Annotated in this window: 22 protein-coding genes and 1 pseudogene; 10 read left to right on the plus strand and 13 right to left on the minus strand. The window is 72.3% G+C overall.

The genetic code is table 11. The features are described 5' to 3' along the window. Positions 1-127: 127 nt before the first annotated feature. Positions 128-1,000 (plus strand): alpha/beta fold hydrolase, encoded by an 873-nt coding sequence (locus NRK68_RS35970; RefSeq protein WP_257858375.1) that lies wholly within the window; start codon positions 128-130, stop codon positions 998-1,000. A gap of 137 nt (positions 1,001-1,137) precedes the next feature. Here the strand turns inward: NRK68_RS35970 and NRK68_RS35975 are convergent, their stop codons facing one another. Beyond that, positions 1,138-1,869 (minus strand): hypothetical protein, encoded by a 732-nt coding sequence (locus NRK68_RS35975; RefSeq protein ID WP_183068756.1) that lies wholly within the window; start codon positions 1,867-1,869, stop codon positions 1,138-1,140. Between the two features lie 1,148 nt (positions 1,870-3,017). Between NRK68_RS35975 and NRK68_RS35980 the strand changes: the two genes are divergently transcribed. The 3 genes from NRK68_RS35980 to NRK68_RS35990 all read left to right on the plus strand — a co-directional run bounded on the left by NRK68_RS35980 (position 3,018) and on the right by NRK68_RS35990 (position 4,847). Beyond that, positions 3,018-3,194: a hypothetical protein gene (locus NRK68_RS35980; protein ID WP_183068755.1), complete on the plus strand. Its 177-nt coding sequence runs from the start codon at positions 3,018-3,020 to the stop codon at positions 3,192-3,194. Beyond that, a complete protein-coding gene (locus NRK68_RS35985; protein WP_257858376.1) occupies positions 3,187-4,098 on the plus strand; it encodes a hypothetical protein in 912 nt (303 codons plus the stop codon). The genes NRK68_RS35980 and NRK68_RS35985 overlap by 8 nt, the downstream gene beginning before the upstream one ends. A 467-nt stretch (positions 4,099-4,565) precedes the next feature. Continuing rightward, the gene (locus NRK68_RS35990; RefSeq protein WP_183068753.1) at positions 4,566-4,847 is read left to right on the plus strand and encodes a hypothetical protein; all 282 of its coding nucleotides are present in this window, start codon (positions 4,566-4,568) and stop codon (positions 4,845-4,847) included. An 18-nt stretch (positions 4,848-4,865) separates the two neighbouring features. On the opposite strand, the gene NRK68_RS35995 is transcribed toward NRK68_RS35990, so the two are convergent. From NRK68_RS35995 to NRK68_RS36020, 6 genes and pseudogenes are all read right to left on the minus strand, one after another. Then, positions 4,866-5,942, minus strand: coding sequence for a methyltransferase (locus tag NRK68_RS35995; RefSeq protein WP_257858422.1), 1,077 nt, complete (start codon positions 5,940-5,942; stop codon positions 4,866-4,868). 75 nt (positions 5,943-6,017) lie between these two features. After that, a complete protein-coding gene (locus tag NRK68_RS36000) occupies positions 6,018-6,848 on the minus strand; it encodes a helix-turn-helix transcriptional regulator (RefSeq protein ID WP_257858377.1) in 831 nt (276 codons plus the stop codon). Between the two features lie 69 nt (positions 6,849-6,917). Continuing rightward, a pseudogene (locus NRK68_RS36005) lies at positions 6,918-7,046 on the minus strand (AraC family transcriptional regulator); the annotation flags it as partial. A gap of 38 nt (positions 7,047-7,084) precedes the next feature. Continuing rightward, positions 7,085-7,639: a telomere-protecting terminal protein Tpg gene (gene tpg / locus NRK68_RS36010; protein ID WP_183068751.1), complete on the minus strand. Its 555-nt coding sequence runs from the start codon at positions 7,637-7,639 to the stop codon at positions 7,085-7,087. A gap of 26 nt (positions 7,640-7,665) precedes the next feature. After that, the gene (gene tap / locus NRK68_RS36015; RefSeq protein ID WP_183068750.1) at positions 7,666-9,783 is read right to left on the minus strand and encodes a telomere-associated protein Tap; all 2,118 of its coding nucleotides are present in this window, start codon (positions 9,781-9,783) and stop codon (positions 7,666-7,668) included. A gap of 24 nt (positions 9,784-9,807) precedes the next feature. After that, complete coding sequence (locus NRK68_RS36020) at positions 9,808-10,188, minus strand: hypothetical protein (protein WP_257858378.1); 381 nt, start codon at positions 10,186-10,188, stop codon at positions 9,808-9,810. A gap of 142 nt (positions 10,189-10,330) precedes the next feature. Between NRK68_RS36020 and NRK68_RS36025 the strand changes: the two genes are divergently transcribed. Further along, positions 10,331-12,016 carry a hypothetical protein gene (locus NRK68_RS36025; RefSeq protein WP_257858379.1) on the plus strand — a complete coding sequence of 562 codons (1,686 nt, stop codon included), beginning with the start codon at positions 10,331-10,333 and terminating at the stop codon, positions 12,014-12,016. Between the two features lie 355 nt (positions 12,017-12,371). Continuing rightward, a complete protein-coding gene (locus NRK68_RS36030; RefSeq protein WP_257858381.1) occupies positions 12,372-14,015 on the plus strand; it encodes a sigma-70 family RNA polymerase sigma factor in 1,644 nt (547 codons plus the stop codon). A 101-nt stretch (positions 14,016-14,116) separates the two neighbouring features. Here the strand turns inward: NRK68_RS36030 and NRK68_RS36035 are convergent, their stop codons facing one another. The 4 genes from NRK68_RS36035 to NRK68_RS36050 form a co-directional block, all read right to left on the minus strand. Continuing rightward, positions 14,117-15,016, minus strand: a complete 900-nt coding sequence (locus tag NRK68_RS36035; RefSeq protein WP_257858382.1) for a hypothetical protein — start codon at positions 15,014-15,016, stop codon at positions 14,117-14,119. Next, on the minus strand, positions 15,013-16,026 hold the full coding sequence (locus NRK68_RS36040; RefSeq protein WP_183068745.1) for an SPFH domain-containing protein: 1,014 nt from the start codon (positions 16,024-16,026) through the stop codon (positions 15,013-15,015). The genes NRK68_RS36035 and NRK68_RS36040 overlap by 4 nt, the downstream gene beginning before the upstream one ends. Positions 16,027-16,181: 155 nt before the next feature. Beyond that, entirely contained in the window at positions 16,182-17,840 is a 1,659-nt protein-coding gene (locus tag NRK68_RS36045; protein ID WP_183068744.1) for a vWA domain-containing protein, read from the minus strand. Positions 17,841-18,189: 349 nt separating this feature from the next. Further along, a complete protein-coding gene (locus NRK68_RS36050; RefSeq protein WP_183068743.1) occupies positions 18,190-18,774 on the minus strand; it encodes a hypothetical protein in 585 nt (194 codons plus the stop codon). Between the two features lie 159 nt (positions 18,775-18,933). Here NRK68_RS36050 and NRK68_RS36055 point away from each other — a divergent pair, with 159 nt between their 5' ends. From NRK68_RS36055 to NRK68_RS36065, 3 genes are all read left to right on the plus strand, one after another. Further along, complete coding sequence (locus NRK68_RS36055; protein WP_183068742.1) at positions 18,934-19,080, plus strand: hypothetical protein; 147 nt, start codon at positions 18,934-18,936, stop codon at positions 19,078-19,080. Between the two features lie 259 nt (positions 19,081-19,339). Then, positions 19,340-20,677 carry a fibronectin type III domain-containing protein gene (locus NRK68_RS36060; RefSeq protein WP_257858384.1) on the plus strand — a complete coding sequence of 446 codons (1,338 nt, stop codon included), beginning with the start codon at positions 19,340-19,342 and terminating at the stop codon, positions 20,675-20,677. 68 nt (positions 20,678-20,745) lie between these two features. Further along, positions 20,746-21,492, plus strand: coding sequence for a lytic polysaccharide monooxygenase auxiliary activity family 9 protein (locus NRK68_RS36065; RefSeq protein WP_183068740.1), 747 nt, complete (start codon positions 20,746-20,748; stop codon positions 21,490-21,492). A gap of 99 nt (positions 21,493-21,591) precedes the next feature. Here the strand turns inward: NRK68_RS36065 and ligA are convergent, their stop codons facing one another. Further along, a complete protein-coding gene (ligA, locus tag NRK68_RS36070; RefSeq protein WP_257858423.1) occupies positions 21,592-23,667 on the minus strand; it encodes an NAD-dependent DNA ligase LigA in 2,076 nt (691 codons plus the stop codon). A gap of 190 nt (positions 23,668-23,857) precedes the next feature. On the opposite strand from ligA, the gene NRK68_RS36075 reads away from it, so the two are divergent. After that, on the plus strand, positions 23,858-24,199 hold the full coding sequence (locus tag NRK68_RS36075) for a HopJ type III effector protein (RefSeq protein WP_183068739.1): 342 nt from the start codon (positions 23,858-23,860) through the stop codon (positions 24,197-24,199). 89 nt (positions 24,200-24,288) lie between these two features. Here NRK68_RS36075 and NRK68_RS36080 read toward each other — a convergent pair whose 3' ends face one another. Continuing rightward, entirely contained in the window at positions 24,289-24,810 is a 522-nt protein-coding gene (locus tag NRK68_RS36080) for a DUF4396 domain-containing protein (protein WP_183068738.1), read from the minus strand. Positions 24,811-24,875: the final 65 nt, after the last annotated feature.

Raw genomic sequence — 24,875 nt, forward strand, 5'->3', positions numbered from 1 at the left:
CGTCATCCACAACTGGCACGCCGCGCGCATCCGGTCCATGCACTGACCCGGTGCCGACCGGCCTTCGTCGGTGCCCGGTCCGCAGTCCACCGACCGGTTTCACCTCTGGATGACGAGGATCCTCATCATGCGCGCTTCTTCGCGCCGCCCCCTGCCCGTGTTCGTACTCGTCCACGGCGGTTCCAGCAACGCCCGGGCCTGGGGGCCGTTGCAGAACGAACTGGCCCTCCTCGGGCACCTGTCGTACGCCGTCGACCTCCCCGGCCACGGCCACCTCGCCGACGGCCCCGCCGCCTACCACCGGCAGCCCCTCGACCTCGCCTCCCTGGCCGCCGAACCCTCCCCGATGCACGGGGTCACGCTGCAGGACAACGTGCGGCACGTCGTGGACGTCCTGCGCCGCCTCGCCGGCCACGGGCCGCTGGTCCTGGCCGGCAACAGCTTCGGCGGCCTGACGATCAGCGCCGTCGCCAACGCCGTCCCGGAGCTCCTGCACCGGGTGGTCCACCTCTCCGCCCTCTGCCTCAGCGACCCGGCCATGCTGACCGAACCGTGGGACGTGGTGGACGACAATCTGCTGGACGCGCCGACGGCGCGGATCGCCGTACCGGACGTACGCGACCCGGGGGTGATGCGGCTGAACTGGCGCCGGGCGCACTCCGATCCGGCGCTGTTCGCGGAGCTGAAGAGCGCGATGATGGCGGACGCGACGGACCACCAGTTCCGCGTCCTCCTCGACTCGCTGGACCCGGACGAGAGTTACGCGCTGCTGGCAGCGGACGCGGTGGTCCGGCCCGAGGGCTGGGGACGCGTGCCCCACACCTTCGTCCGCCTCTCGCAGGACCGCAGCATCCCCCCGGCCGTCCAGGACCACATGATCCGCAAGGCCGACGCCCTGACCCCGCACCACCCCTTCGACGTCCACACGCTCCCCGCCTCGCACGTCGGCTACTTCAGCCGGCCTCGGATCTTCGCCGAACTCCTGACCCGGCTGGACTGACGACCCGGAAGACCGCCGAAGTGGCTCGCCTGGGCACTCAAGATCATCCACGTTCCACGGGGGCGAGCGTAAGGGCGTCCACCGACGCCCTGCCGGCGGAGCGTCTTGCGCGGCCTCGACTCCCACGGTTCGCGCGCTCAGGTACGGGTCCTGGGGCCTGGGGCCTGCCTCAGGTGCCTTGGGTGTTTCCTCGCCGGGCCCAGGCGCGCTCTTCCTTGTTCGGGGTGGCATCGGGCTTCGTACAGTCCCTGCGGGCAGCACGGGGGTGAGAGTGCCAGGGACGGAGTTCGGGTGGTCTCCAGGTACCGGAGGTAGACCGTGTGCCAGCCGGCCGCGTCGTACGGGCGGATGATGACCGGTTCTTCGGCCGCCATGCCCCTGTCGGCCGTGGTGATGAAGGGGAAGCGGTGCCGGGCGGCAGCCACTCTCGGGTCGGTCCACGGCAGGAAGGTGACCGAGGGGTTCACCCACAACCGTGCCACGCCGGCCCCCTCGGTGCCGGTGCCGGTGTCCCATGCCAGGAACTCGTGTTCGGCCAGCCAGGCGGCCTCGCCCCGTACCTCGTCGACGGCGCGCTCCAGTCTTCCGGCGCAGTCCGCGAGGTCGAGGTGGGCGGGGCCGTCGTCCCGCAGCGAGCGGGCGATGAACATCAGTACGTCCGTCGTGAGGGAGCCGTCGGCGGGGCCTGCCGTCGCGCCGACGCCGCCGGCTTGGAGGCGGCGCAGGAAGGGTGCCGCCAGCGTCGCCGGGCCGGTGAGGACGTCCCCGTCGCAGGTGCAGGGGCGGGGGTGGCGGCAGGTGGTCGTGCCTGCACAACCGTCCGGCCCGGAATCGCCGCAGGGTGAAGCCTGTTGTGCGCTGTCAGACATCTCATCTCGTTTCGCACGGCGGACAAACCGCGTTCGGTGGCGGTTGCGGTGGCGCTCTGCGGATCCGACGCGGAGCGTGATCCGAAATTCAACATTCCGGTTTCGTGACAGGCTTCACGGGAATTCTGAAATCAGATCAGCACCTGCCGACCGGCTGTCGGCACAATCCGGCAATGTACAGATTGCCGGGGTTTTTGCCACCGGCTTTTACGTGCAGATTGCCGGGGTTTTAATGGATTCGGCAGCGGCCGTTCGTTCGGTAGCACATTTTGCCGCCCGACATCCGGCCGGGTGTCACACCGCGGGATCCAGGAGGTGAGGGCATCCGGGGGGTGCGGCCGCCGGGGCTCCGGGCTGTTCCGCACCCAGGGGCCGGCGGTACGCCGGCGCCTCGGTCGGGGCTGCGACGGTCCGGTGGGAGCGCCTGATGGCGTCCACGTGGGAGGACAGAACCTGCTCGAAGCGCTGCTGACGTCTCAGTTCAAGGGCGTCCACACGCCACAGGCCTCCGGTCCCGGACGACATCCAAGCAGTGCAACCTGTGCCCAGTGCAGTGGAAATGAGCACGATCCACAGGAAGAGGTCTCCCACGGCTGACCTTTCGAAGGCTGGAGGTTCGCGGGGGCGCACACGGTCGGCGCCCTCGGCAGTCGGTGGGCATAACGCAGGGGCATATGCACGGTTGCGTCTTGTCCTCCGGTTGCAGTCATGTGCGCATCCCATCCCTTTGTCGTTTCCGCCTTTTTTCCGATGTTCGGCCGGTACCGAGGCTCCCCGAGGCGTCCGGTACGGAGTCCGCGAGGGGGCGGAGTGGTGCAGCCGTCGCCGCGGCGGCCGGGGCGGGCACCATCCCCCGAGAAGGCGGGCACCATCCGCCGAGAAAAGGATTCGCCTATGGCAGGGCTTGTGCCGGAACAGGGATGAGCGGCCGGCCGGCGCCTGTGCATTCACACCATCACCCGGATGGCGCATACCCTCACCAAGATCGGCAGCGTTTACGGAATATGACAACAGCAAAGCCCCCTTCCTTCTCCCCCGGGACTTCCGAAGAAGGAGGGCGAGGAGGCGGCTTTCACACCGGGACCACTCGGATCGGAAAGTGGACTTTCACTCCGCGCCCAGCAGAATCCAGCGGATCCGAGAACGCGATGCTGGAACACGAGAACCAGGAAGTCGAGCTGAGATTCTCGTCCGCGGCCTTTGAGGACTTCCTCCATACGATGAGGAGGATTCAGGTCGAGTTCGAACGGGGGCTGGGACCGGAGAGCGGCAGACCGGCCACGGCTGCCGCCGGCGAGCGCTCGGGCGGCTTTGCCCGTGTATGAGCCGCACGAGCACCCCGACCTGCACGGCCCTCAGCCCCAGCAGGACACCACCGTGTTCTGGCGCCGATCGGACCAGGTGCAGCAGCACACGCCGGGGGAACAGCCCGGATGGGCCCATGAAGTCAATGGGGGGTGGGATCCGGTGGAGGAGCTCGCCGGCCTACTGCAGGAGAGCTCCGCGCCCGGACCGTTCGGCCGCACCCCTTACGGCGACGCGGTGGGCTCGGCGGGCAGCATGGACCACGTCACAGGGCTGAAGCACGCCGCAACCGCCGAGGGCCAGCGCAGACAGGCCTCCGGCGGGCACCGCCGGGGTGTGCAGCGGTCGCTGGCGGCGACCCTGCTGCGCACGGGCAGCACGTGCACCGCTGTGCTGGTCGCCGTCATCGCCACCCTGGTGAGCATCCTCAGCGGGCTGGCCATCTGCGACACACTGCGCCACAGCGCCGGACTGCACACGGCCCGCGGCGTGGTGGGCTGGTGGCCCCTGCTGGTCTACGGCCCCTGGGTGGTCGCTTCCCTGTCCATCCTCAGATCGGCGCTGCACCAGCGCCGCGCGCTTCATTCCTGGTCGATGGTTCTGCTGTTCTCCACTCTGGCCACTCTTCTGTGTGTGGCCCAGGCGCCCAGAACTCTCACCGCCGGAATGTCGTCCGCGCTTCCTGCCGTCGCGACGCTGGCCTGCTTCCAGCAGCTGGTCCGCCAGATCACCCTCACACGGCCTCCCCGCCAGGCCGCTCCGAGACACCGGAACCCGCAGAACCATACGCTCAGGCCCGGGCACACCTCCGCGGACTGGGCCGGTCCGGCCGGTCCGGCCGGCGGCGGCCGTCCCGGGTACTCCGGTGCCGACAAGAGCGGCCGGCCCTCGCCCAGCGGTCGTGGGCTGGGGTACGGCGCCTAACGGCCGTACGGGGGAGACGGTCCTGCGGGCGCAGGCCGACGCCGGCGCCGCAGCCCTCGGGCCGGTGATGCGGAGGCGGCCGCGGCACGCCGCAGCCGGCCGTCCGGCATGAGGCTGCGAGGTCCCGCCGCGCACGTGCCGGGCGCCGGCAGCATCCGATGGCGGGCTGTCGTGGAGCAGGAAGCCTGTGGCAGCCGCTGACTTCCTGGACAAACCCGCTCCTTCCCACACGTAAAAGGGTGCCTGCCTGCACCTTTGAAACGAAGATCGAAAGCGATAGTCACGGGCCGGGCCTTGCGCATATCGGGCACGTCTGCGCCGCGGCCGCGGCCACGGCCGGGACGGCCGGCAGCCCCTCATCCGGTCCCTCATCCGGGGCGCCTCCAGGCGGCCGGACCGAACGGATCCGGGAGCCGGGCGAGCCCCTTCCTTCCACCGCCTCACTCACCATGAAAGGGCCACACAGCATGGCTTACGAACTGACCCGTACCGAGCGGATCCACTACAAGCGGCTCCAGGACGCCGCCTACCAGGCCGGTGAAGAAGCCGTCGTCAACCTCAAGACCGCGCTCGCACTGGCCGGTTTGACCCTTCCTTCGCTGTGCAACGACGGCCCGGTGGCCGGCCACGGCTTCGTCCGGCTCGGAGGGTGCAACGCGGCCTTCGCCAATCAGCTTGCCGAGATCATCACCGCCGGGGCCGGGGTCGCTGCCGGGGCCGGGGCCGGCGTCCTGCAGGGCCGGCCATGAAGGCGCAGTGGTCCGTGGTCAGTCGGCCTCGGCCTCGGCCTCGGCCACGGCCTCGATCAGGGAATAGGGGGCGGCGTCGGGGAGCGGGGTGACCGACGTGACGCGCAGGTCCGCCCGGCGGCACACCTCCTCGAAGTCCGCGCGGGTGCGTTCCCTGCCGCCGACGTTCACCATCATGTTGAGGTCGCTCAGGTAGGTGCCCGCGTCCTCCGTGCCGACGGCCTCGGGAAGCACGGGCTCCACGATCAGGACCCTGCCGCCGGGTGGCAGCACCTGGCGGCAGTGGCGCAGGATCGTGGCCGCCCGGGTGTCCGTCCAGTCGTGCAGGATGCTCTTCAGGAGGTACACGTCCGAGCCCTGTGGGACCGACCGGAAGAAGTCCCCGGCCACGAGGGAGCAGCGGTCCTCCAGCCCGTGCTGCGCCAGTGTCCTCGCAGCCTCTGCGAGGCCGTCGGCGGTATCGAGGACCGTGCCGGCGAGGCCCGGGTGCGCGTCGAGGACGGCGGCCAGGAGGGTGCCGTCGCCTCCGCCGATGTCCGTGACCGAGGTGAACCGGCTGAAGTCGAAGGCGCCTGGGAGGACGGCGGCGGTCTCGGAGGTGACCTGGCTCATTGCCGCGTTGAAGTCCGCGGAGAGCTGGGGGTGCCGGGCGAGATGGCTGAAGAAGTCCGTGCCGAAGACGGAATCGAACGCGATCTCTCCGGTACGGACGCTGTTCTCCAGATGCTCCCAGGCGCGCACGATCGCCGGATCGGTGAACATGCGGACGAACGACGTGAGGGAGTCTGGGTGACCGGGGCCGAGAAGCGTGCCCGCCGGGGTCACCGAGAACGTGTCGGGGGCGTCTTCCGTGAGGAGGCCCAGGGCGGTCAGGGCGCGCAGCAGCCGTGTCATGGGCCCGCGCGCGGTCCCGGCTCCGGCGGCCAGCTCGGCAGCTGTGCGCGGGCCGTCGCCGATCAGTTCCACGACCTCCAGGCGGACCGCCGCCCGCAGGGTGTATGCGGCCATGCTGCCGAACGCGAGCCGGACGACGAGTTCCCGGCCTGCCGCCGTCTGTGCTGCCGCCGTCTGTGCTGCTCGGGCCTCGGTGTTCATCACAGGTCTTGCTTCCTTCCTTCGGGTCGGCCGATCACCCGTCACCCGTCGCCGATCGGCCGGGGAGATGGACGGTCAGGGCTCGGTGGACACGGTCAGGCCGGGCAGTGCACCGGGGGTGCACCCGGCGAGGGCCTGGATGTCGCGGTGAAGATGGGGCTGGTCGGCGTATCCGCACGCCACGGCAACGTCGCCGGCGCGTTCGCCGGCGAGGAGTGCCCGGGCGGCGTGGTCGAAGCGGACCAGCATGGCGGCGCGCTTGGGGGTCAGGCCGACCTGGGCGGTGAACCTGGCCCGGAGCCGTTTGCGGCTCCATCCGCAGGACGCGGCGAGGTCGCCGACCCGCACTCGGCCGCGGCCGGTCACGATGGCGTCCCAGGCGGCGGCGACCTCGGCCGCCATGGGCGGGGCCCCTGCGGCCCTCCGTCTGAGGAATCCGTCCGTGAGCGCGAGGCGGCCCTGCCAGGATGCGGTGTCGGCCAACTGCTCGCGCAGCAGCCGGGCGTGTCGCCCCCAGAGGTCCTCGAGTCCGGTGACGGAGCCGTCCAGTTCGAGCGGGGACACGCCCAGCAGGGCGTAGGCGGCCCGGGGTGACAGTGCCATCTCGACGCATTCGACGCCCTCGCCTCGGATACGGGCCGGACCGGGCGACAGGGCGGCGACGAGCCCGCTCAGTGGCCGGTTTCCGGAGGGACTCTCCACCGTGATCGGGCCGGCTCCGAGCCCGATGACGACGATCACGGCGGGTTGCGGCAGCACCTGCATGTCCAGCCTGCTGCCCGTACGGTCCCGGTACCCGGCCATCCGTACGCCGTCGGGAGAGGTTCCGTTGCGGGGGCGGGCGACCTCCCAGCGGTGGTGAGCAGTGCGCTTCGGGGGCGCGTCCCCCATGTCGTCTCTGGGCATGCCCCCAGGTTCGCCGGAGTCGCAGGCCCTTGTCTTGGACGAAAGTTCCGCGGCGGGGATGCGTTACGGCGTGGCGGCGGTGAAGCGGCGGGCGAAGGAGCGTTCGCTCATCACGGCACGCCGGGCCGGTTCGGCGACGGGGAGCGGCTCGTGGGGGTTGTCGCGGGCCCAGGCGAGCACCTCGGTGAGGCGGTCGTCGCCGCAGTTCGGATCTGAGGGACCGTGCGGGGGCGGGTTCAGAAGGAGACGTCGAAGTAGTCGATGTCGGTGAACTCGACGCGGAGTTGGTCGGCCCGGGTGCCGCCGTCCTTGAAGTAGATCTCCTGCAGTCCTTCGGCGACGATCGCGCGCAGGTCGTGGTCGGCGGCGCCGCGGGCGCGGGCGTCGAAGAGGCGTTGGGCGTAGGCGGGCGGGAGGTGGACGGTGAGGCGGCGCACGCGGCCGTCGTCGGTGGTGCCGACGGGGGCGGTGTAGCCGAACCGGGCGCGGGTCTCGACGGTGATGCCGGTGCTGGTGGCGGCCTCCTTGCGGCGGCGGCCGCGGACCACGGGCTGCCAGCGGGCGCGTACGGCCGTCTCGATGCGGTCCGTGACACGCCTGGGCGGGGTCTTGCGGTCGCCCTTGCGGTAGCGCTCCACCGACCGCTGGCTGACGCCGAGTTCGGCGGCGACGGCGCGGGTGGTCCCCAGCTGTTTCAGCAGGAAGTTGATCCGGCCCTTCAGGGTCTTGGGTGGGGCCTTGGTGAAGGCCTCCTGGTCGGCGCGGACGATGGCGTCCTCGATCTCTCCCACAGCGGTTCGGCTCCTCGGCACGGTCTCTATTCGCCGTCGTCGAGGACGGCGTCGCCGCCCTTGATGTGGCGGGCGGGGTTGAGGCCCTTCTCCATCAGGTCGACCGCCCAGGACATTTCCTGCACGCCTTCGAGTTTGGCCAGGCCGGGGGTGGGGCCGAGGCGGAAGCCGCCCATCAGCGGCTTGCCCGGCGCGGCGTACGGGAGGAAGTCCAGCGGGGAGGGGCCGGGTGAGGGGTAGACGACGCAGTCGGAGAGGACCGCGAGGGGGTACAGGCCGGTCAGTTTCACCATGTTGGCGAGTTTGCGGTGCATGTTGACGCGGGCCTTGGAGATGACGGCGGCGCGGATGTCGGGGCGCCAGGTGGGGCGTTGCATGGCGGGCCAGGGGTCGCCGTCGCGGTAGGTGCGGCCCTGGGGGCGTTCGCGGAGCTTGCCGATGCCGCCCTTGACGGTGGCTTTGATCGCGGCGAGGACGGCGGCCATGGCCGGGTCGGTCTGCTGGTGGACTGCCATCGCGGTGAGGAAGTCGGCGTCGGTGAGGTCGGTGGTGACGCCGAGGTCGGCGAGGGTGTCGAGGTAGGCGGTCTTCAACCGGTCGTGCCAGGGGTCGAGGTAGGCGCCGGTCTCGCGGCGCAGGTAGGCCTCGATCGGGTGGACGTCGTATCCGAGTTCCTGGGCGTAGGCGAGGGTGTGGGTCTGGTACCAGGCCGGTCCCGCCGGGCGGGTGCCGTCGGGGGTGAACGGGGAGGGCAGGCGGGGGTCGAGGTCGATGTGGGAGAGGTCGGCGAGCCAGGAGCCGGGGATCTTCTTGTTGAAGACGGGCTGGTGGAAGTGGTCGGGGGCGGACAGGCCGACCGTCAGGCGTGCGGCGGCGGCGAGGAAGGCGGTGTTGAGGTCGAGGCCGACGGCGTAGGGCAGCAGGCACTCGGCGTCGCAGAGGAGGGCGGGGTCGCGGACCCATTGGTAGGCCTCCTCGTTCAGGAAGCCTCCCGTCCAGCCGGAGTCGACGACGACGGGGTGTTCGGCGATCGCCTCCGGCGGTGCCGGGGCCGGCGGCTGCGAGCCGAGGCTGCCCGGGTTGTGGCCGGACACCCAGGTGCCGTTCTCCTGTACGGCCCGGGTGGGCGGGCGCAGGGCGGTCATCAGCTCCAGGCCGGAGACGGCGGTGGATCCGCGGGGGGTGATGACCCGCTGGGCGTAGACGCCGAGGACGCGGGCGATGTCGGCGGGGTGCAGGGTGGCGACGCCGGGCCAGGAGCGGGCGTCGAGGGCGTCCCAGGGCAGGATCGCGAGCTGTACGCACTGCCGTGTACTGCCGTCGGCCTTGCGGTAGATGCGCGCCCACGGGCCGAACCCGCGCTGGGTGAGCTGCCACTTCGCCCGGCCGATCTGCTGTACGACCGGGTGGTCCTGCGCCAGGCGCAGCGAGCGGCGCTCCTCGCGGCCTTCGAGGCGTTCGGGGAGTCCGAGTTGCACGGCGGCGGAGGCGGTGAGGACGACGAGGGGGTCGGAGTCCTTGCCGTTGCGGTTGAGGCGCGGGGCGCCGAGGCCGGACTCGTTCAGCGTCCACTCCACCAGTTCGGTGACGGTGGTGGCGGGGCAGTCCAGGACGATCCCGTTCATGGCGTAGGCGCTGCCGTCGCCGTCCAGGACGGCGAGCGGGCCGTGCGGGAACCGGGGATCGGCCGGGGCGGTGGTGGCAGGCCTTACGGTCTTCTTCGCCGCGGGGCGGCGCGACGTCGTCGCCGGGCGGGCGGCGGTACGGGCAACGGCCGGGCCACCGGGCGCGGGTGACTGGGCGGCCGGGGCGGTGGGTGTCGCTGCCGCCGGGGGTGGGGTGTGCGGCCGCGGTGAGGCGGCGGGGGTGGGGGTGGGGGTGGGGGCCGGGTAGCGGTGGGCGAGGCCTTCGAGGAGGCGGCGGTAGGCCTGGAGGCGTTCGGGTTTCGGCTCGGCGCGTCCTTCCTCCCAGGCCTGGATGCTGGGGATGCGTACGCCGAGGGCCTGGGCGACGGCTGCCTGGGTCAGGCCGGCCGCTTCCCGCAGCCGGACCCGTTCCGCAGGGGCGGGGAGGAGGTGGCCGGCCTCGACGGCGGCGAGGAGGGCGTCGACCGCGGCGAGGGGGTCGGAGGGCTGGCTGCTCATGGGAAGGGTGTCTCCTGCCTGGTCTTACCGGATGCCCTGGCGGATCTCTTCGAGGCGGGTCACCAGGCGCTGGTAGCGCTGGGAAGCGGCCTGGGACGACCTCATCCCCTGGTGGCCGGCGATCTCCCGCCATTCCATCCCACGGCGCCGGGCCTCGATGACGACCTGCGCCTCCAGCCGGTCGAGTGCCGTCCGCATGCCCTCGAACAGGCCCAGCGCCGCAGCGAGGCCCTCGTCCGGGAAGCCGTGCTGTCCGGTTCCGTCACCTCCGGCCGCGCCGGCCAGCAGCGTGTCCAGGAAGGCGACGTCCTGCTGCAGCCCCGCCGCGAGAGCACCGTCGGCCGGGGAGCGGTCCGCAGGGGCGTCGGGCCTGCGGCGGGCTGTGGTCTCGGTGTCGTCCGGCATGACACCACCCTAGCCCACCGTGCAAGGAAACAACGGTCCGTTGTTTCCTTGCACGGTGGTGGGTGGTGGGGCGGCGCGGCTCTGTAGGGTGAGCGCCTCTTCGAGATCAACTCGAACGTTCGACCAATACTTTGGGGGGCCGGTGCGTAGTCGCCGACTTGTTGTTTCCGCCGCCGTGATCGCGGCAGGCGTCGGGTTCGTGCCGGGGGGCATGGCCCGGGCCGCGGGGCCGTCCGCCGACGGAGCCCACGGCGTCACCTCGTCCAAGGACCTGGCCAGGACCGCGGCGAACGCGTTCACCTTCGGCAGCCCGGCCGACCGGTCGGTGCGGAAGGCCCCGCCGGCCGCCGGGAACCGGGCCGCGGCCGCTCCGCCGACCTCGGGCGCCGCGGCGGACGCGGACCTGAAGGTCGGCCTCAGCGGCACGGCCACCAGCGCCCGGATGATCGACCTGAAGTCCGAGATCACCAGCAGCCTGGGTACGCAGCTCACGGTCGTGACCGACTGGGGCGACGGCACGTCCAGCAGCGAAGTCACCGGCGGCAGCGGGACCATGACCTCCCACCACCTGTACGCCGAGGTGGGCAGCTACACGGTCAGGGTCACCGTGTACGGGCCCGACGGTGCCGCGGGCGTCTCGGCGACGAACGAGATGCCGTTCATCACGCCGGGCTCGGAGTTCACCCCGCACAGCCCCACCCGTCTGCTCGACAGCCGGGACGGCACGGGCGCCGTGCAGGCCGCCCAGGTGCCGGCGTGGGGCGAGACCCGTGTGAAGGTCGCCGGGAACCACGGCATCCCGGCCGACGTCGCCGCCGTGGTCCTCAACGTCACGGTCACCAACACCAGGGCCGCCGGTCACGTCCGCGCGTACGCCGACGGCACCGAGCGCCCGACGACGTCGAACGTGAACTACGCGGCCGGGGACTCGGTACCGAACCTGGTGATCGTGCCGGTCGGCAAGAACGGCTACGTGAACCTGTACAACAGCGGCGAGCAGGGCGTCGACCTGATCGCGGATGTGACCGGCTACTTCACCCGGTCCTCGGCCAGCGGCTACACGCCGACGGACCCGACGCGTTTCGTCGACACCCGCGAGGGCCTCGGCACCTCCCGGGGCCCGGTCCCCGGACAGAGCCAGTTCGGTGTCCAGATCGCCGGTACCCGTGGCATTCCGGCCGGCGCGAAGGCCGTGGCGCTCAACGTGACCGTCACGGGCCCGCGGGCGGCCGGTCATCTGACCGTCTTCCCCAGCGGCCAGGCCGCGCCGAACACGTCCAATGTGAACTTCGGCGGCGGGCAGACCATCGCCAACGCGGTCATCGTCCCCGTCGGCGCGGACGGCAGGATCAACGTCCGCAACGGCGGCTGGGATCCGGCCGATGTCATCGTCGACGTCGTCGGGTACTACAGCCCGGACGGTGTGAGCGCCTACATCCCGGTCCGTCCCGTCCGTGACCTCGACACCCGCAACGCCTCGCAGTGGCCCTCGGGGCCGCTGAAGGCGGGCCGCTACATCTACTCGACGTTCGGGGAGGAGAACTCCACCGCGACCGCCATGGTGCTGAACACCACGGTCACCAACACCGGCGGCGCCGGGCACCTCACGGTCGCTCCCGACCCCAACGCCCTGTGGCAGTACGAGAACAGGACGCACACCCCGCCGGTCGCACCGAACTCCTCGACCCTGAACTGGACGGCCGGCAAGACCGTGCCGAACCTGGTCCAGGCGAGCCTCGGTGCCAACGGCATCGTCGACTTCTTCAACCGCAGCGGCAACAGCATCGACCTCGTCATCGACGTCTTCGGCGTCTACGACAAGCGCTGAGCGGCCTGCGACGGCCGTCCCGCCACCCCCTGAAGTCCGGGGGGGGGTGGCGGGATACCGCCGGTGTGACGATGCCGGCGCGCGCCCGCGGGCGGGCCGCGGACGGGCTCACAGGGGTGCGCCCGGCGCCCTTGCCGCAGCCGTGGTGGGCGGATCCTAGCCGTCCTGACCAGGGATTGTCGCCATGTTGGCGGATCCGGAGCGACAGGCTCTGCTTTCCTTCCTGCCGTTTGCCTGCGGCCCTGCGAGCGTGCACACTTGCGCGAATTCCGGTCGGGCGCAGCGTCGCACCCCCCATGACGGATGTGCCCGGGACCGACGCCCGGGTCGTCAGCAAGCCACACAGGAGCACGTGTTGAGTAGACCTGGTACCGCCCGTCAGCAGGATCTCCGGGCCCTCAGCGACGGCGAGCTGTGTGCTCTGCTGCGGGGGCACACCTCGGACTCCGGCACGGCGGTCAGGGAGGTGATGGACGAGGTGTTCGCCCGTCACCATCCGTCGGTGCTCGCGTACGCCCGTACGTGCTGCCGGGACCTCTCCACCGCTCAGGATCTCGCCGCCGAGGCGTTCGCCCGTACCTACCGGGCCATCGCCTGGGGTGCCGGGCCGGAGTACGCCTGGCGGCCGTACCTGCTGACCTGTGTGCGCCGTCTGGCGGCCGCCTGGACGCGGGAGGCCTCCCGTACACGGCTGTCGGACGATTTCGAGGAATGGGTCGAGCAGCTCTCCGATGGTGCGGACGCCGAGGACGCCGTCTTCTCGGCGGAGGAGGAATCGCTGGTCCTGCACGCCTACCGGTCGCTGCCGGAGCGCTGGCAGGCCGTGTTGTGGCACTCCGTCGTCGAGAACGAGCCGGCGGCCGAGACCGCGGCGCGCCTGGGGATATCGGCGGGAGGTGTCGGTTCGCTGGCCGCGCGGGCCCGGGAGGGCCTGCGGGAGGCGTACCTGCGCGCTCACCTGGACCGGAGTGCCAGTGATGAGTGCAAGCACTACGGGGGGCAGATAGCCGCCAGGCTGCGCCGGCCGGGCACGCGCCTGACCCGGGATCTCGGCCGGCACCTTCAGGGGTGCGCCGGCTGTGCGCGGGCCGAGCGGGACCTGCGCGATGTCAACGGCCGTCTGGGGGTGCTGCTGCTGGGTGGCATCCTGCTGTGGAACCCCGCCTCGTTCCTGTCGGCCCTGGGCGGGGGCGGTACGCAGCTCGCCGCCTCTGGCGTACTGGGCGGGACGCAGCTCGCCGGGGCCAAGGCCGGTGCGGTGAAGTGGGCCGCTGCGGCAGCCGTGGCGGGGACGGCGGCCACCGTGGTCGTTCTGCTGCCGTCCGACTCCGAGGGCCGGGGGTCCGGGCGGGTCGCGGCTCCCGTCAGTACGTTCGCGCTGCCGCGCGGCCCGCTTCCGGAGGCCACACCGATCTCGGTCATCGGGTCGGCGGCCCACGCCACCGCCCCTGCCACGCCGCCCCCTTCGCCTTCGGTTTCCGTGACCGCTTCGGCGTCCGCCGTGCCGCCTTCTCCGTCGCCGTCGACGGATCGCACCGGTGCCGGCTCCGCCCTGGTCAATGTGGCCTCGGGGCTGTGCGTCGGCGTGGGCGACGGCTCTTCCGGCGGCGATCCGGTGCAGCTCGAGCCGTGCACCGGGAAGGCGGGGCAGAAGTGGGAGCGGCTGCCCGCCCATCAGAACAACACCTACCAGCTCCGCAACGCGGGAACCGGTACCTGCCTCGACGGGACCGCCGGCGGCGGGAACGTCGTCGGGGTCACCCTGCGTGCCTGCCGGGCCGGCGGGGACCGGGTGACGCAGCTCTGGCGGTTCGAGCGGGACAGGTACCCCGGCGCGTACCGCGTCTGGTTCGTGCCGAGGGTCCCGGACAGCGACTACGCCGACCATCTGCTGGGCCCGCGGAACTGGCCGAAGTCCGACCCGCCGCGTCCGGGGTCGGAGATCGCGCACCTGCCCAACTACTACAACTCGGTCAACCTGCTCTTCGCCCTGAGGTGAGCGTCCGGGGGCGCGCCGTGCGGTCCCGGGGTGGGGGCGTGCGGTCGGGCGGTGGGGGCGCGCGGTCCCGGGGTGGGGGCGTGCGGTCCCGGGGTGGGGGGTCAGGTCACCAGGTGCAGGGATGTCTCCGCGATGCCCAGCCGGACGCTCTGGCCCCAGGTCAGTTCCAGGGCGTCGGACTCCATTCCGTCGCCGAAGACCACGATCCGGTCCGATTCCACGGTCAGCCGCAGTCCTTGTCCGCGCCGGAGTTCGCCGGTGACCCGCGTCGTTCCGGTCGCGGGTGAGGGCCAGGCTTCGCGGACGAACCACAGGAGCCGTTCCTCGCAGGGTGCGGGCAGTGCCGCGGTGCTGCCGCGCTCCAGCCAGAGGGAGCGCAGCCAGCCGGTGGCGCCCGTGCCGGTGCCCACCAGGACCCCGGAGGACGCCTGGGCCTCGCCCTGGCCGCGCTCGCCGTCGGGGCCCAGGCGGTAGCGGGCCGTCTGGTGGCCGGGCGGGCCCAGGTAGATCTCGTTCAGGGCGAGGAGGCGCTGGGCGTCGTCGGCGACGGCTTCGACCATGGTGAGTTCGTCCGTCCGGCCGCCGGGCGTGGTGGCGGCGCGCAGCAGGGCGGCCGCGTCGGTGCGGCGGTGGCGGACCAGGACCCCGGGGTTGCGTCCCGGGTCGGTGTCGATGCCCACCACCGGCTGTCCGTGGAGGTATTTCGCGGTGTTGGCGACCAGGCCGTCCTGGCCGACCACGACGACCACGTCCTCCGGGGCGAAGAGGAAGCGGTCGAGGTCGGCGCGTTCCACCCGGGTGTTGCGCCAGGTCAGCGGCACCGCCGCCGCCACGTCGCGCAGCGCCTGGCGGGTGCGGTCGTGGCGGCGGACCACCTCGTCGATCGAGCGGCCGCGGCTGGAGAGGAAGAAGGCGGCCTGCCCGTGGGTGCCGTGCCGGGCGAGGAGCTCCTCGTACTCGGTCCTGCGGTGCACGATCACCGCGCGCGGGGCCAGGCTCACGCGCCCGCTCCGCCGTCCGGGCGGCCGAGGCGGGTGAGGAGGGAGGTGAGGACGTCGGGGGAAAGGGTGACGCTCTCGATCCGCGGCAGGTTCTCCGCCAGGCGGGTCGCGGCCAGGGCGTGCAGGGTGTCCGGGTGGGTTTCGCCGTGCACGCGCAGCCAGGCGGCCTGGGCGTCGGCGCGTGCGGCGCCGGTCTCGCGGGCCGCTTCGGCCTCCGCGCGGGCGAGGCGGACCTTGCGGGCGGCTTCGGCCTCGGTCCGTACGCTGTCCGCGGCCGCCTGTTCCTCGGCTTCGCGGCGGGTGTTGATGCCGCGCTGGTTGACCAGTTGTTCCTCGCGTCGGGCCAGTTCGATCTGGCTGGCCAGCTCGTTCTCGGCGATGGCGCGTTCGCGCTCGACGGCGACGGCCCTGCGTTCGTAGGTGGCCCGGTCGGCTTCCTGCTGGATCTGCTCGCGGGCGGGGGTGCGCAGGGCGCGTTCCACCTCGGCCTCGGGGCGGATGGCGACGACGCGTACGGCCACCACCTCGATGCCGGTGGCCGGGAGTCTGGGTTCGGCGGCGAGGCCGTCGGCGGCCCGCTGCCGTACGGAGGCGACGCCGTCGACCAGGGCGTCGGCGAGCGGGATGCGGGCCAGTACGTCCAGGGTGTGCTGCTGCGCGGTCTCGGTGAGGAGGGTGGCGATCTGCTCCAGGGGGGCGCCGCGCCAGCTTCCGGTGTCGGGGTCGACGGAGAAGTCGAGGCGCTCGGCGGCCTGGGCCGGGTCGCTGATCCGGTAGGTGACGGTGGCCTGCACGGTGACGTCCTGGAAGTCGGCCGTGCGGGCGTGGAAGGCCATGGCCAGTTCCCGGTCGTCGACGGGCACTTCGGACAGGGCCGCCGACAGGGACCGGTACCAGAAGCTGAGGCCCCGGCCGTCGTGGACGAGCCGGCCGCGCTTGTGGTGGCGGATGTGGGCGGTGGGCGCGGAGCGCAGATGGCGCCAGCCCAGGCGCCGGGTGATGTCGGCCATGGCGAACCCCCTTCATTTCGTCAAGGCGACGATAACGGGAGCTCTTCATATCGTCAAGGTGACGAAAAAATCCGCCGGGGGGCGGAGCACGCCCTCTCCCCGCACCCCCCGCGCTTCCCGTCCTCCCCGTCCTTCCCGTACGCGTCAGCCGTACGTCAGCCCAGCAGGCGGCGGGCCTGCCGTACCGCTTCGGACAGTTGCCGGACCTCGGGGTCCTCGGTCCGCTCGGCCAGCCGGCCGGTGATCTCCGACAGCCGGCCCAGACCGACCGCGCCCGGCACGGCCTCCCAGCCGCCGTCCCGCTCGCGCAGCGAGGAGGCCAGGTACGCCGCCGCGGCCGTGACCTGGAAGCGGGGCGCGGCCTGCTCCCAGCCGCCGCCGGTCAGCGCGGAGGCCTCCACCCGGCCGGATTCCTCGTGCGGGGCGCGGCCGTCGGGGTCGAGCCACCGGACGGTGGCGGTGGCCACGTGTCCGGAGGCGCCGGGCCTGAGCCGCACCGCGTACAGCGCGGTGACCGTGTGGCCGGGGCCGACCTCGCCGCCGTCGACGGAGTCGTCGCGGAAGGAGTCGTCGGCCACGCGCCGGTTGTCGTAGCCGATGAGCCGGAACCGTTCGACGTTGCGCGGGTCGAAGGAGACCTGGGCCTTGGCGTCGCGGGCGCGCAGTTCGACCTGTGCGGGCAGTTCGTCGCAGAAGACCCTGCGGGCCTCCTCCGGGTCGGAGACGTAGACGGTGTGGCCGTCGCCCTTGTCGGCCAGCCGTTCCATGAAGGAGTCGTTGTAGTCGCTGCCCACGCCGACGCCGAAGAGGGTGATGCCGTGGTCGCGGCGGGCGCCGTCGATCCGCTGCAGCAGGGCGTCGGCGGAGGTGGTGCCGGTGTTGGCGAGGGCGTCGGACAGCAGGACGACGCGGTTGGTGGCGCCGGCCCGGCGGCCCTCGACGGCGGTGTCGTAGCCGCGGGTGATGCCGGCCTCCACGTTGGTGGAGTCGGTGGGGCGCAGCCGGTCGACGGCCTGGTGCACCCGCCGGCGGTTGCCGTCGAGTCGGGTCATCGGGAGCCGGGTCTCGGCCTTGTCGCTGAAGGCGACGAGGGCGACGGAGTCGTCGTCGCGGAGCCGGTCGGTCATCAGGTCCAGGGACGTGCGGACGAGGTCGAGGCGGCCGGGCTCGGCCATCGAGCCGGAGATGTCGACGACGAAGGTGAGGGCGGCGGGCGGGCGCCGGTCCTGGCCGGCGCCGGCCCGGGTGGCGAGTCCGACGCGCATCAGGGACCAGCCGGCGGCGTCGGTGCGGGCGCCGTCGACGGTCACGGAGAAGCCGTCGCCGTCCGGCTGGCGGTAGTCCTGGCGGAAGCTGTTGACGAACTCCTCCGGGCGGACGGTCCCGGGGTCGGGGAGTCTGCCGTCGGCCAGGGTGCGGCGGGCGTAGCCCCAGCTCGCGGTGTCCACGTCGAGGGCGAAGGTGGAGAGGTGGTCCGGGGGCGGTGCCTGGGTGCGGCGGCCGTCGTCCTCGCCCTCCGCCGTGCCGTCGGCCCGGTCGGCGGTTCCGGGGGCGCCGTGGGCGGTGCCGCCGGGCGCGGGAACGGAGTTGCCGCCGCGGGGGCGCCGGGTGTCCTCCTGGGCGGTGCTGCTGCGGTCGTGGCCGCCGGAGGCGCTGCATCCGGAGAGCAGGACCGCCCCGGCGGCGAGGACGGCGAGCAGGCCCGGTCCCGCTGGGCGGCGGTTGCGGCCGCGAGCGCGGCCGCGGCCGGGAACGCGATCGTGGTCGCGCTTGCGGTCGTGGCCGCCGTCGCGGCTGGGCGTGCGCAACGTCATGGTGTCCCCCTTCGGACGGTGGGTCTCTGCGAATGTGACGTCCGAGGCGGGGAGTTGGAGCCGACGGGGGTGTTGCGAACGCGTCTCGAAAAGACAACGGCAGGCGGAACGTCAAGCTCTGGCGGAGATCAGGACACGATGGTGTCGCGGAGGGCAACCCCGGCGCAGCGCCGAGCGGTCCCGCAGAGGCGGTCGCACGCACAACCCCGTGTGCCGGTCCCCCGGGCCCGGGCGGCCGGGTCGCCGCGTCGAGGTCCACACCGGCACCGTGGTGCGGCGCCGCCGCGGCGGACCAACGGCGCTCCTTGACAGCCCTGCTGGGCGCGGATGTGGGCGTGGGCGTGGACGTTCAGGAGAACGACGGGGGCTCCTTGGCCAGGGCCTTTTCGTGTCCGTCCAGCCAGGTGGCCAGTTCCGCGCAGTCCATCAGCCCCTTCCCGGGGTAATCGACCCTGTAGCCGGACTGGTCGGAGCCCGGGAGGCCGGTCTCCAGGCAGCGGGCGGCATAGGGAAGGGTGTAGGCGATTCCATGGGCGTTCACGCGGACGGAATCGCTCGGGTGGCTGCCCAGGATGACGGCTGCCGAAGCAGCTCGGGCCACCAGGTCGTCGTTGCCCTGGCGGAGGCTTGCGATGACGGCGGGATCCCGCTTCGACTGCTCGTCCAGCCGCTCGAACCTCTGCATCAGGAACCGGACGCGGCTCGACGCCTGGATGAGCTCTCCGTAGCGGGTGATCTGCTCGTTGGTGCGCGCGGTCGCCTGCTGGCCGGCAGCCTGGGTCCGTGCGGCTTCCAGGGTGCTGCGCGCCTGCGCCCGGCCGGTTTCCAGTACGCCGTCGGCCTGGAGGTAGCCGGCCACGACCGTGCCTATCACCGCAGCCAGTCCGACGTAGGACGGTGCGTGCCGCTGCATGTGCTCACCGAAGTCCGCCATGGGCGTCATGCTGGCAGGAGCCCGGCCGCGCGTCCCGGCCCTGGCTCGATCACGCCCCCGGTATGGCCGCCGGCCGCCGGCCGCCGTCCCGTCGGGTGGGGCGCGGTCTCCTCTCGGCGGGATTTGCCGGGGCCGGCAGGGGCGGCCGATCATCCGCGCATGAGAACAGAGGTTCAGATCTTCGTCGCCGACGGCCCGCTGCCCGTCCTCCCCCGCCCCGGTGCCGGGGATCCCGTCCGGGACATCCCCTGGGGGCGGTGGCACTGTCACTACGGCGCGGAACGCGGCGAGGTGGCCTCCGGCTGATCGTTTGCGAACCGGACCGGACCCCCGCGCACGGCTCGGGACGGGAACGGAGCGTGATCTTGGGTTTCCGTAGGGTCGAAGGGTGCGCGCAGGGGATCAAGGGCGCCCTATCCGGACCTTAAGGGACGGATAACAGCGGGTGCGGAGGCCCCCGGAGGGCCGTTCGGGCCGTGAACCGCGCTTAGGGTCACCGGTGTTGACCGAGGCACTTTCGATGCCGCCGCTGCACCGGCGGATCGGCTTTACCAAGAGGTTTCTGATGTCCCGAAAGCGAATTGCCCTGGCCTGTGCGGCCGTGGTCGTCGGGGTCGGCTCCGTCGTCATCCCCGTGGCCGCCAATGCGGGAGAGGAGAAGGACGGCCTCGGCGCCGCCTGCCGCGTCGCGGACCAGGCCACCGTGTGGTGGGCGTCCGGCGAGGTCTCCCTGACCAACAAGGGGGACCGGCCCGTACGGGACTGGACCGCCGAGTTCGACGTGTCGCAGGGGCAGGTCACCCTCGACAACCCCTGGGCGTACGAGCTGCGCCAGGACGGCAAGCACGTCACCGTCAAGCCGGTCGCCGACCGCGCCGACGTGGCCGCCAGGGGCAGCCGGACCGTCAAGGTGGGGATCAACCCCGCCGGCAAGGGCCTGCCCCAGATCACCGGATGCCGTGTGAACGGCGCGTCGGGCAGCGGGGGCGACAGCGGCACGGACACGGCCGTGCCCGCCGACAGCGGTTCCTTCGTCAAGGACGACACCGCCGTCCACCTGATGTGGAAGCCGCCCGCGGGCGGGTCCGAGGTCGTGCGCTACGAGGTCTTCCAGAACGGCAAGCAGGTCAAGACCGTCAAGGACACGATGACGGACATCGAGCGGCTGGCCCCCGCCACCCGCTACGCGTTCAAGGTGCGCGCCGTCCGCGCCGACGGCCGCACCACCGGCTTCAGCAAGGAGATCGTGCTCACCACGCTCGCGGCGCCCGGCCAGGACAAGGCGAAGCCGGTCCTCCCCGCGGACCTGGAGGCGACGGCCTCCGGCCCGTACCAGGCCGCGCTGCGCTGGCGTGCGGCGACCGACGACGTCGCGGTCACCGGCTACCGGATCTACCGCAACGGGGTGAAGGTCCAGGACGCGGACGCCAAGGCCACCTCGGCCACCGTCTCCGGCCTGACCGCGAGCACCGCCTACCGCTTCAAGGTGACCGCCGTCGACGCCTCCGGGAAGGAGTCCGAGCCGACCCGCGAAGCGCAGGTGACGACGGCCGCGGCGCCCGACGGTGGTGGCGGCACCGCCTCCCCCGGCGACTTCGCCGCCACCACCGCCACGAAGCAGGACGGCGGTGTCACCCAGCACTACCTGAACCTCACCTGGTCCGTACCGCAGGGCGTCGGCCAGATCACCACCTACCAGGTCTACCTGAACGGCAAGCCCGCCCAGACCTTCATGTGGGGCACCGGCGACCCGGTCCTGCCGGTGCCGACGACGAAGGGTTCGCGCGAGGTGCTCGTCGGCGCCCACCCCGGCTCGACGTACGCCGTGAAGATCCGGGCGCGGCTCGGCGACGGCACGTGGGGGGCGTTCTCCCGCGAGGTGAGCGTGAGGACGGGCGGCTGACCGCCCGCCCGCCCACCCGCCTGCCCGCCCGACCGGCCCCAGACCCCATGACCAGGAGCGTCCCCCTCATGAGTACGACCCGTTCCGCCGCCACGGCTTCCCCCGAGGCGGTACGGCCCCCGGCCCGCCGCGCCGCACTCCTGCGCCTGACCGCGCTCGTGGCCCTTCCCCTCGCCGTGACCACCCTCGGCTCGGCGCCGGCCTCCGCACACGGATCCACCGCCGATCCGGTGAGCCGCAGCGTGGCCTGCACCAAGAACCCGAAGGCGAGTGAGGCCTGCCGGCTGGCCCTCGCCCAGAGCCCCGGCATCCCCGGCGACTGGAAGTCGATCGTGCAGGGCCGCGCCATCGACCACAGCACCCCGACCTCCTCCCCGCAGCACCGCGCCCGCATAGCCGACGGCAAGCTGTGCAGCGCCGGCAACGCGCAGTTCTCCGGCCTGGACCTGGCGCGGGACGACTTCCCCTCGACGACGCTGCCCGGCGGCGCCGAGTACGACCTGCGCTACGACATCAGCGCGCTGCACAACCCGTACCGCATGGAGATGTACGTCACCAAGGACGGCTACGACCCGAAGAAGCCGCTGAAGTGGTCCGACCTGGAGGACACTCCGTTCCTCAGCGCCGACAACACCGCGGCCACGGCGGCTCCTTCGGGCTTCCTCGGCGCGAAGGCGTTCACGTTCAAGGCGGTGCTCCCCGAGAAGAAGGGCAAGCACCTGATCTACACGATCTGGCACGGGCTGAAGCGGCCCGACGGCTCCTTCCAGAGCGAGGAGGCCTTCTACTCCTGCTCGGACGTCACCTTCAAGTAGGCGGACGCACGCGGGCAGTTCCCCTGCTCTCCCCCTCCCCCTGCGTCCCCTCCACCGCCCCCGGGCCGGGCCCCCCTTCCCCGGCTCGGGGGCATTCCTCTAGGGAGTGGGGAGGAGGTCGGCGATGAGGACGGCGAATTCCTCGGGGCCGAGGATGCGGATGCCCAGTTCCTCGGCCTTGGTGCGCTTGGAGCCGGCCTTCTCGCCCGCCACCAGCAGGGTGGTGCGCTTGGACACCGACGAGGACGCCTTGCCGCCGGCCCGCTCGATCAGCTCGTTCATCTCGTTGCGGGACAGCACCGCCAGGGGGCCGGTCATGGACCCGGTCACCACGACGGCCTGTCCGGCCAGCGGGCCGCCCGCCGCCGCGTCCGTGCCGTCACCCCCGTCACCCCCGTCGCCCCCGTCGGCCGCGGCGGCGGGCTTCTGCGGTTCGGTGACCTGCGTGCCGACCTGCTGGGCCTGCAGCTTGTCCAGGAGCGGGCCCAGTTCGAGGAGTTCGGCCGCGATGACGCGGGCCTTCTCGGTGCCGATGCCGTCGACCCCGGCGAGCGTGTCGGCGTCGGCGGCCCGGATCGCGGCCATCGAGCCGAAGTGCGCGGCGATCCGGCGGGACATCGTGCGCCCGGTGCCGCGGACGCCGAGGGCGCAGAACACCCGGTTCAGTGCGGCCCCGCGGGCGGTCTCGATCGCGGCCAGGAGGTTGGCGGCGCTGGTCTCCCCCATCCGTTCCAGGCCGAGGAGCTGCTCGCGGGTCAGTGTGAACAGGTCGGCGACGTCCTTGACCAGACCGGCCTCCACCAGCTGGATCGCGCGCGTGCCGCCGAGGCCCTCGATGTCGAGCTGGTCGCGGCCGGCCGCGTAGATCACCGAGGCCACGGCCTGACAGCTCCGGCCGCGCACGCACCGCCAGCGCTGCTCGGAGGTGTCGATCGCGTCGCCGCAGCGGGGGCACGCCTCGGGGAAGACGATCGGGCTCTCGGCGCCGGTGCGCTGGTCGGCCAGGGGTGCCTCGACCCGGGGGATGACGTCGCCGGCCCGGTACACGAACACCTGGTCGCCGATCATGAGCCCGCGGCGGGTGATGTCGGACGGATTGTGCAGGGTGGCGTAGGTGACCGTCACCCCGTCGATGACCACGGGTTCCAGGACGGCGCGCGGGGCGATGATCCCGGTCCGGCCGACGTTCCACTCCACCGCCAGCAGGCGCGTCACCTTGTGTTCGGCCGCCAGTTTCCGGGCGACCGCCCATCTCGGGGCGCGCGAGCCGTTGCCGGCCTGCCGCTGGTCCTCGGCCGTGTCGGCCTTGACGACGACGCCGTCGATCCCGAACGGCAGGTCGGCGCGCAGGCCGGCGATCACGTCGATACGTTCCTGCACCTGCTGCACGGTCTCGCAGCGCATCGGGGCGGCGGCCGTGCTGGCGGCCGTGTTCGCGCCGAGCGCGGCCAGTTTCTCCAGCAGAGCGGCATGGCCGAGGTCGTCCAGGCCGATCGCGCCGTAGGCGAAGAAGGTCAGCTCGATGCGGTAGGGACGGTCCTTGGCCCGCAGGGTGCCGGACGCTCCGCTGCGCGGGTGCGCGAAGGGCGTGGCCTCGTGGGCGAGCCGGATCCGGTTGGCCTCCTCGAACTGCGCGGTCGTCAGCAGCACCTCGCCGCGCAGCTCGACGTCGATCGGCTCGGTGAGGACCGGCGGCAGACCGGTGACGGCGTCGGCGGCGTGGGTGATGTCCTCGCCGGCCAGGCCGTCGCCGCGGGTGAGGACCTGGACGAGCCGGCCGTCGCGGTAGCGGGCGGCCACCGCGAGGCCGTCGAGCTTCGGCTCCACGCACCATCCGGCCACGGGGTGCCCGAGGCGCCGTTCCAGCCCTGCGGCCCACTCGGCGAGCTCGTCGGCGTCGAAGACGTTGTCGAGGGAGAGCATCGGCACCGAGTGCGGCACGTCGCCCTGCACGGCCCCGCCCGCCACCTTCCCGGTCGGGGACTGGGCGAGCACCTCGTCCGGGTGGGCCTCCTCGTAGGCCGCGATGGCGCGCAGCAGCCCGTCGTACTCGTCGTCGCCGAGCGGGGTGGTCCCGTCGCCGTAGTACGCGGCGGAGGCCGCCACGGCGGTGGTCACGGCCTCCGCGTAGGCGGCAGGAGAGAGCAGGGCACTGTTTTCCGTCATGAAGGTCATCATCCTGCCCCCCACTGACAATGCCCCCGCCGCCCGGCGGGTGGCGCCGTGACGCCGTCGTACGCCGTGGCCTGCGCGGATGGTGATCGTTCCGGTATGTGGCCGGTTCGCGCCGGGTTGCTCCGCGGGAGGTATGGTCGCCCGGTCACGGACGGCAACCGGATCGTCTGTCCGACCCGAGGGAACCGACATGACCGATCTGAACGCGCTGCGGGCGAGCCTTGCGTCGGGTGAGCACGAGTTCGCCGACACCCTGGCCTTCATCGCCGCGCACTACGCGTACGAGCCGCAGGCGTTCCGCAACGGGGAGCTGGCGAACGCCGCGGGGGAGAACGAGGGTTCCTGCAAGACGCTGGGGCTGGCCCTGCTGGAGGGGCTGAGCGACCAGGAGGCCCTGCAGGCGTTCGGTGAGCACTACCGCAGCGTGCTGGCGACGCCGGACGGCACCGATCACGGCAACATCCGCAACCTCATGGCCCACGGCCTGGCAGGGGTGAGCTTCGCCGGCCGGCCGCTGGCCCGCACGAGCTGAACCCGGGCGGCGGGCCCTGTCCGCGCCGGTGTCCGGCCGCGCCCGAGGGGCGGCCGGACAGGGGGCTCGGTACGGGCGGGCGGCCCGGGTCAGTGGTAGGCGTGGACCACGGCGTGGCCCTTGCCGCGGCCGATCATCCACTTGTTCACCGGCGTCGTGACCAGGAAGGCGACGACGAAGCCGCCGAGCAGCGCTCCCCAGAACAGTCCGTCCGAGAGGTGGGCGTCCATGGCGCCGGGGACGAGGGCGATGATGCCGTTGTCGACGAACTCCATGACGGCGATCGAGACGGTGTCGGCGGCCAGGGCCACCTTGATCGCGCTCTTCCAGTCGAGGCCGGCCCTGCGGACCGCGAACAGGGTGAAGGAGTAGCCGAAGACGAACGCGAGCGTGATCGCGAGGATCATCGTCGGGACGTTGCCCCACAGCAGGGCGGTCCCGATGACCATGCCGAGGATCTCGCCGATGGCGCATCCGGTCAGGCAGTGCAGCGTCGCCTTCGCCGCGGCCCCCCACGTCACGCCGCCCGTCCCGTGCCCTGCGTGACCCGCGTGCGCCGGGTGCGCGGCGTGGTCGTGTGCGGTGGGTGTGTGGTGTGCGCTGTGATCCATGACCGTCATCCCCAATACCGTCAGTGTGACCCCGTCCCCGCGGACTCACCTCACCACTGTATACC

The organism is Streptomyces yangpuensis (assembly GCF_024666385.1).
GTDB lineage: Bacteria > Actinomycetota > Actinomycetes > Streptomycetales > Streptomycetaceae > Streptomyces > Streptomyces yangpuensis.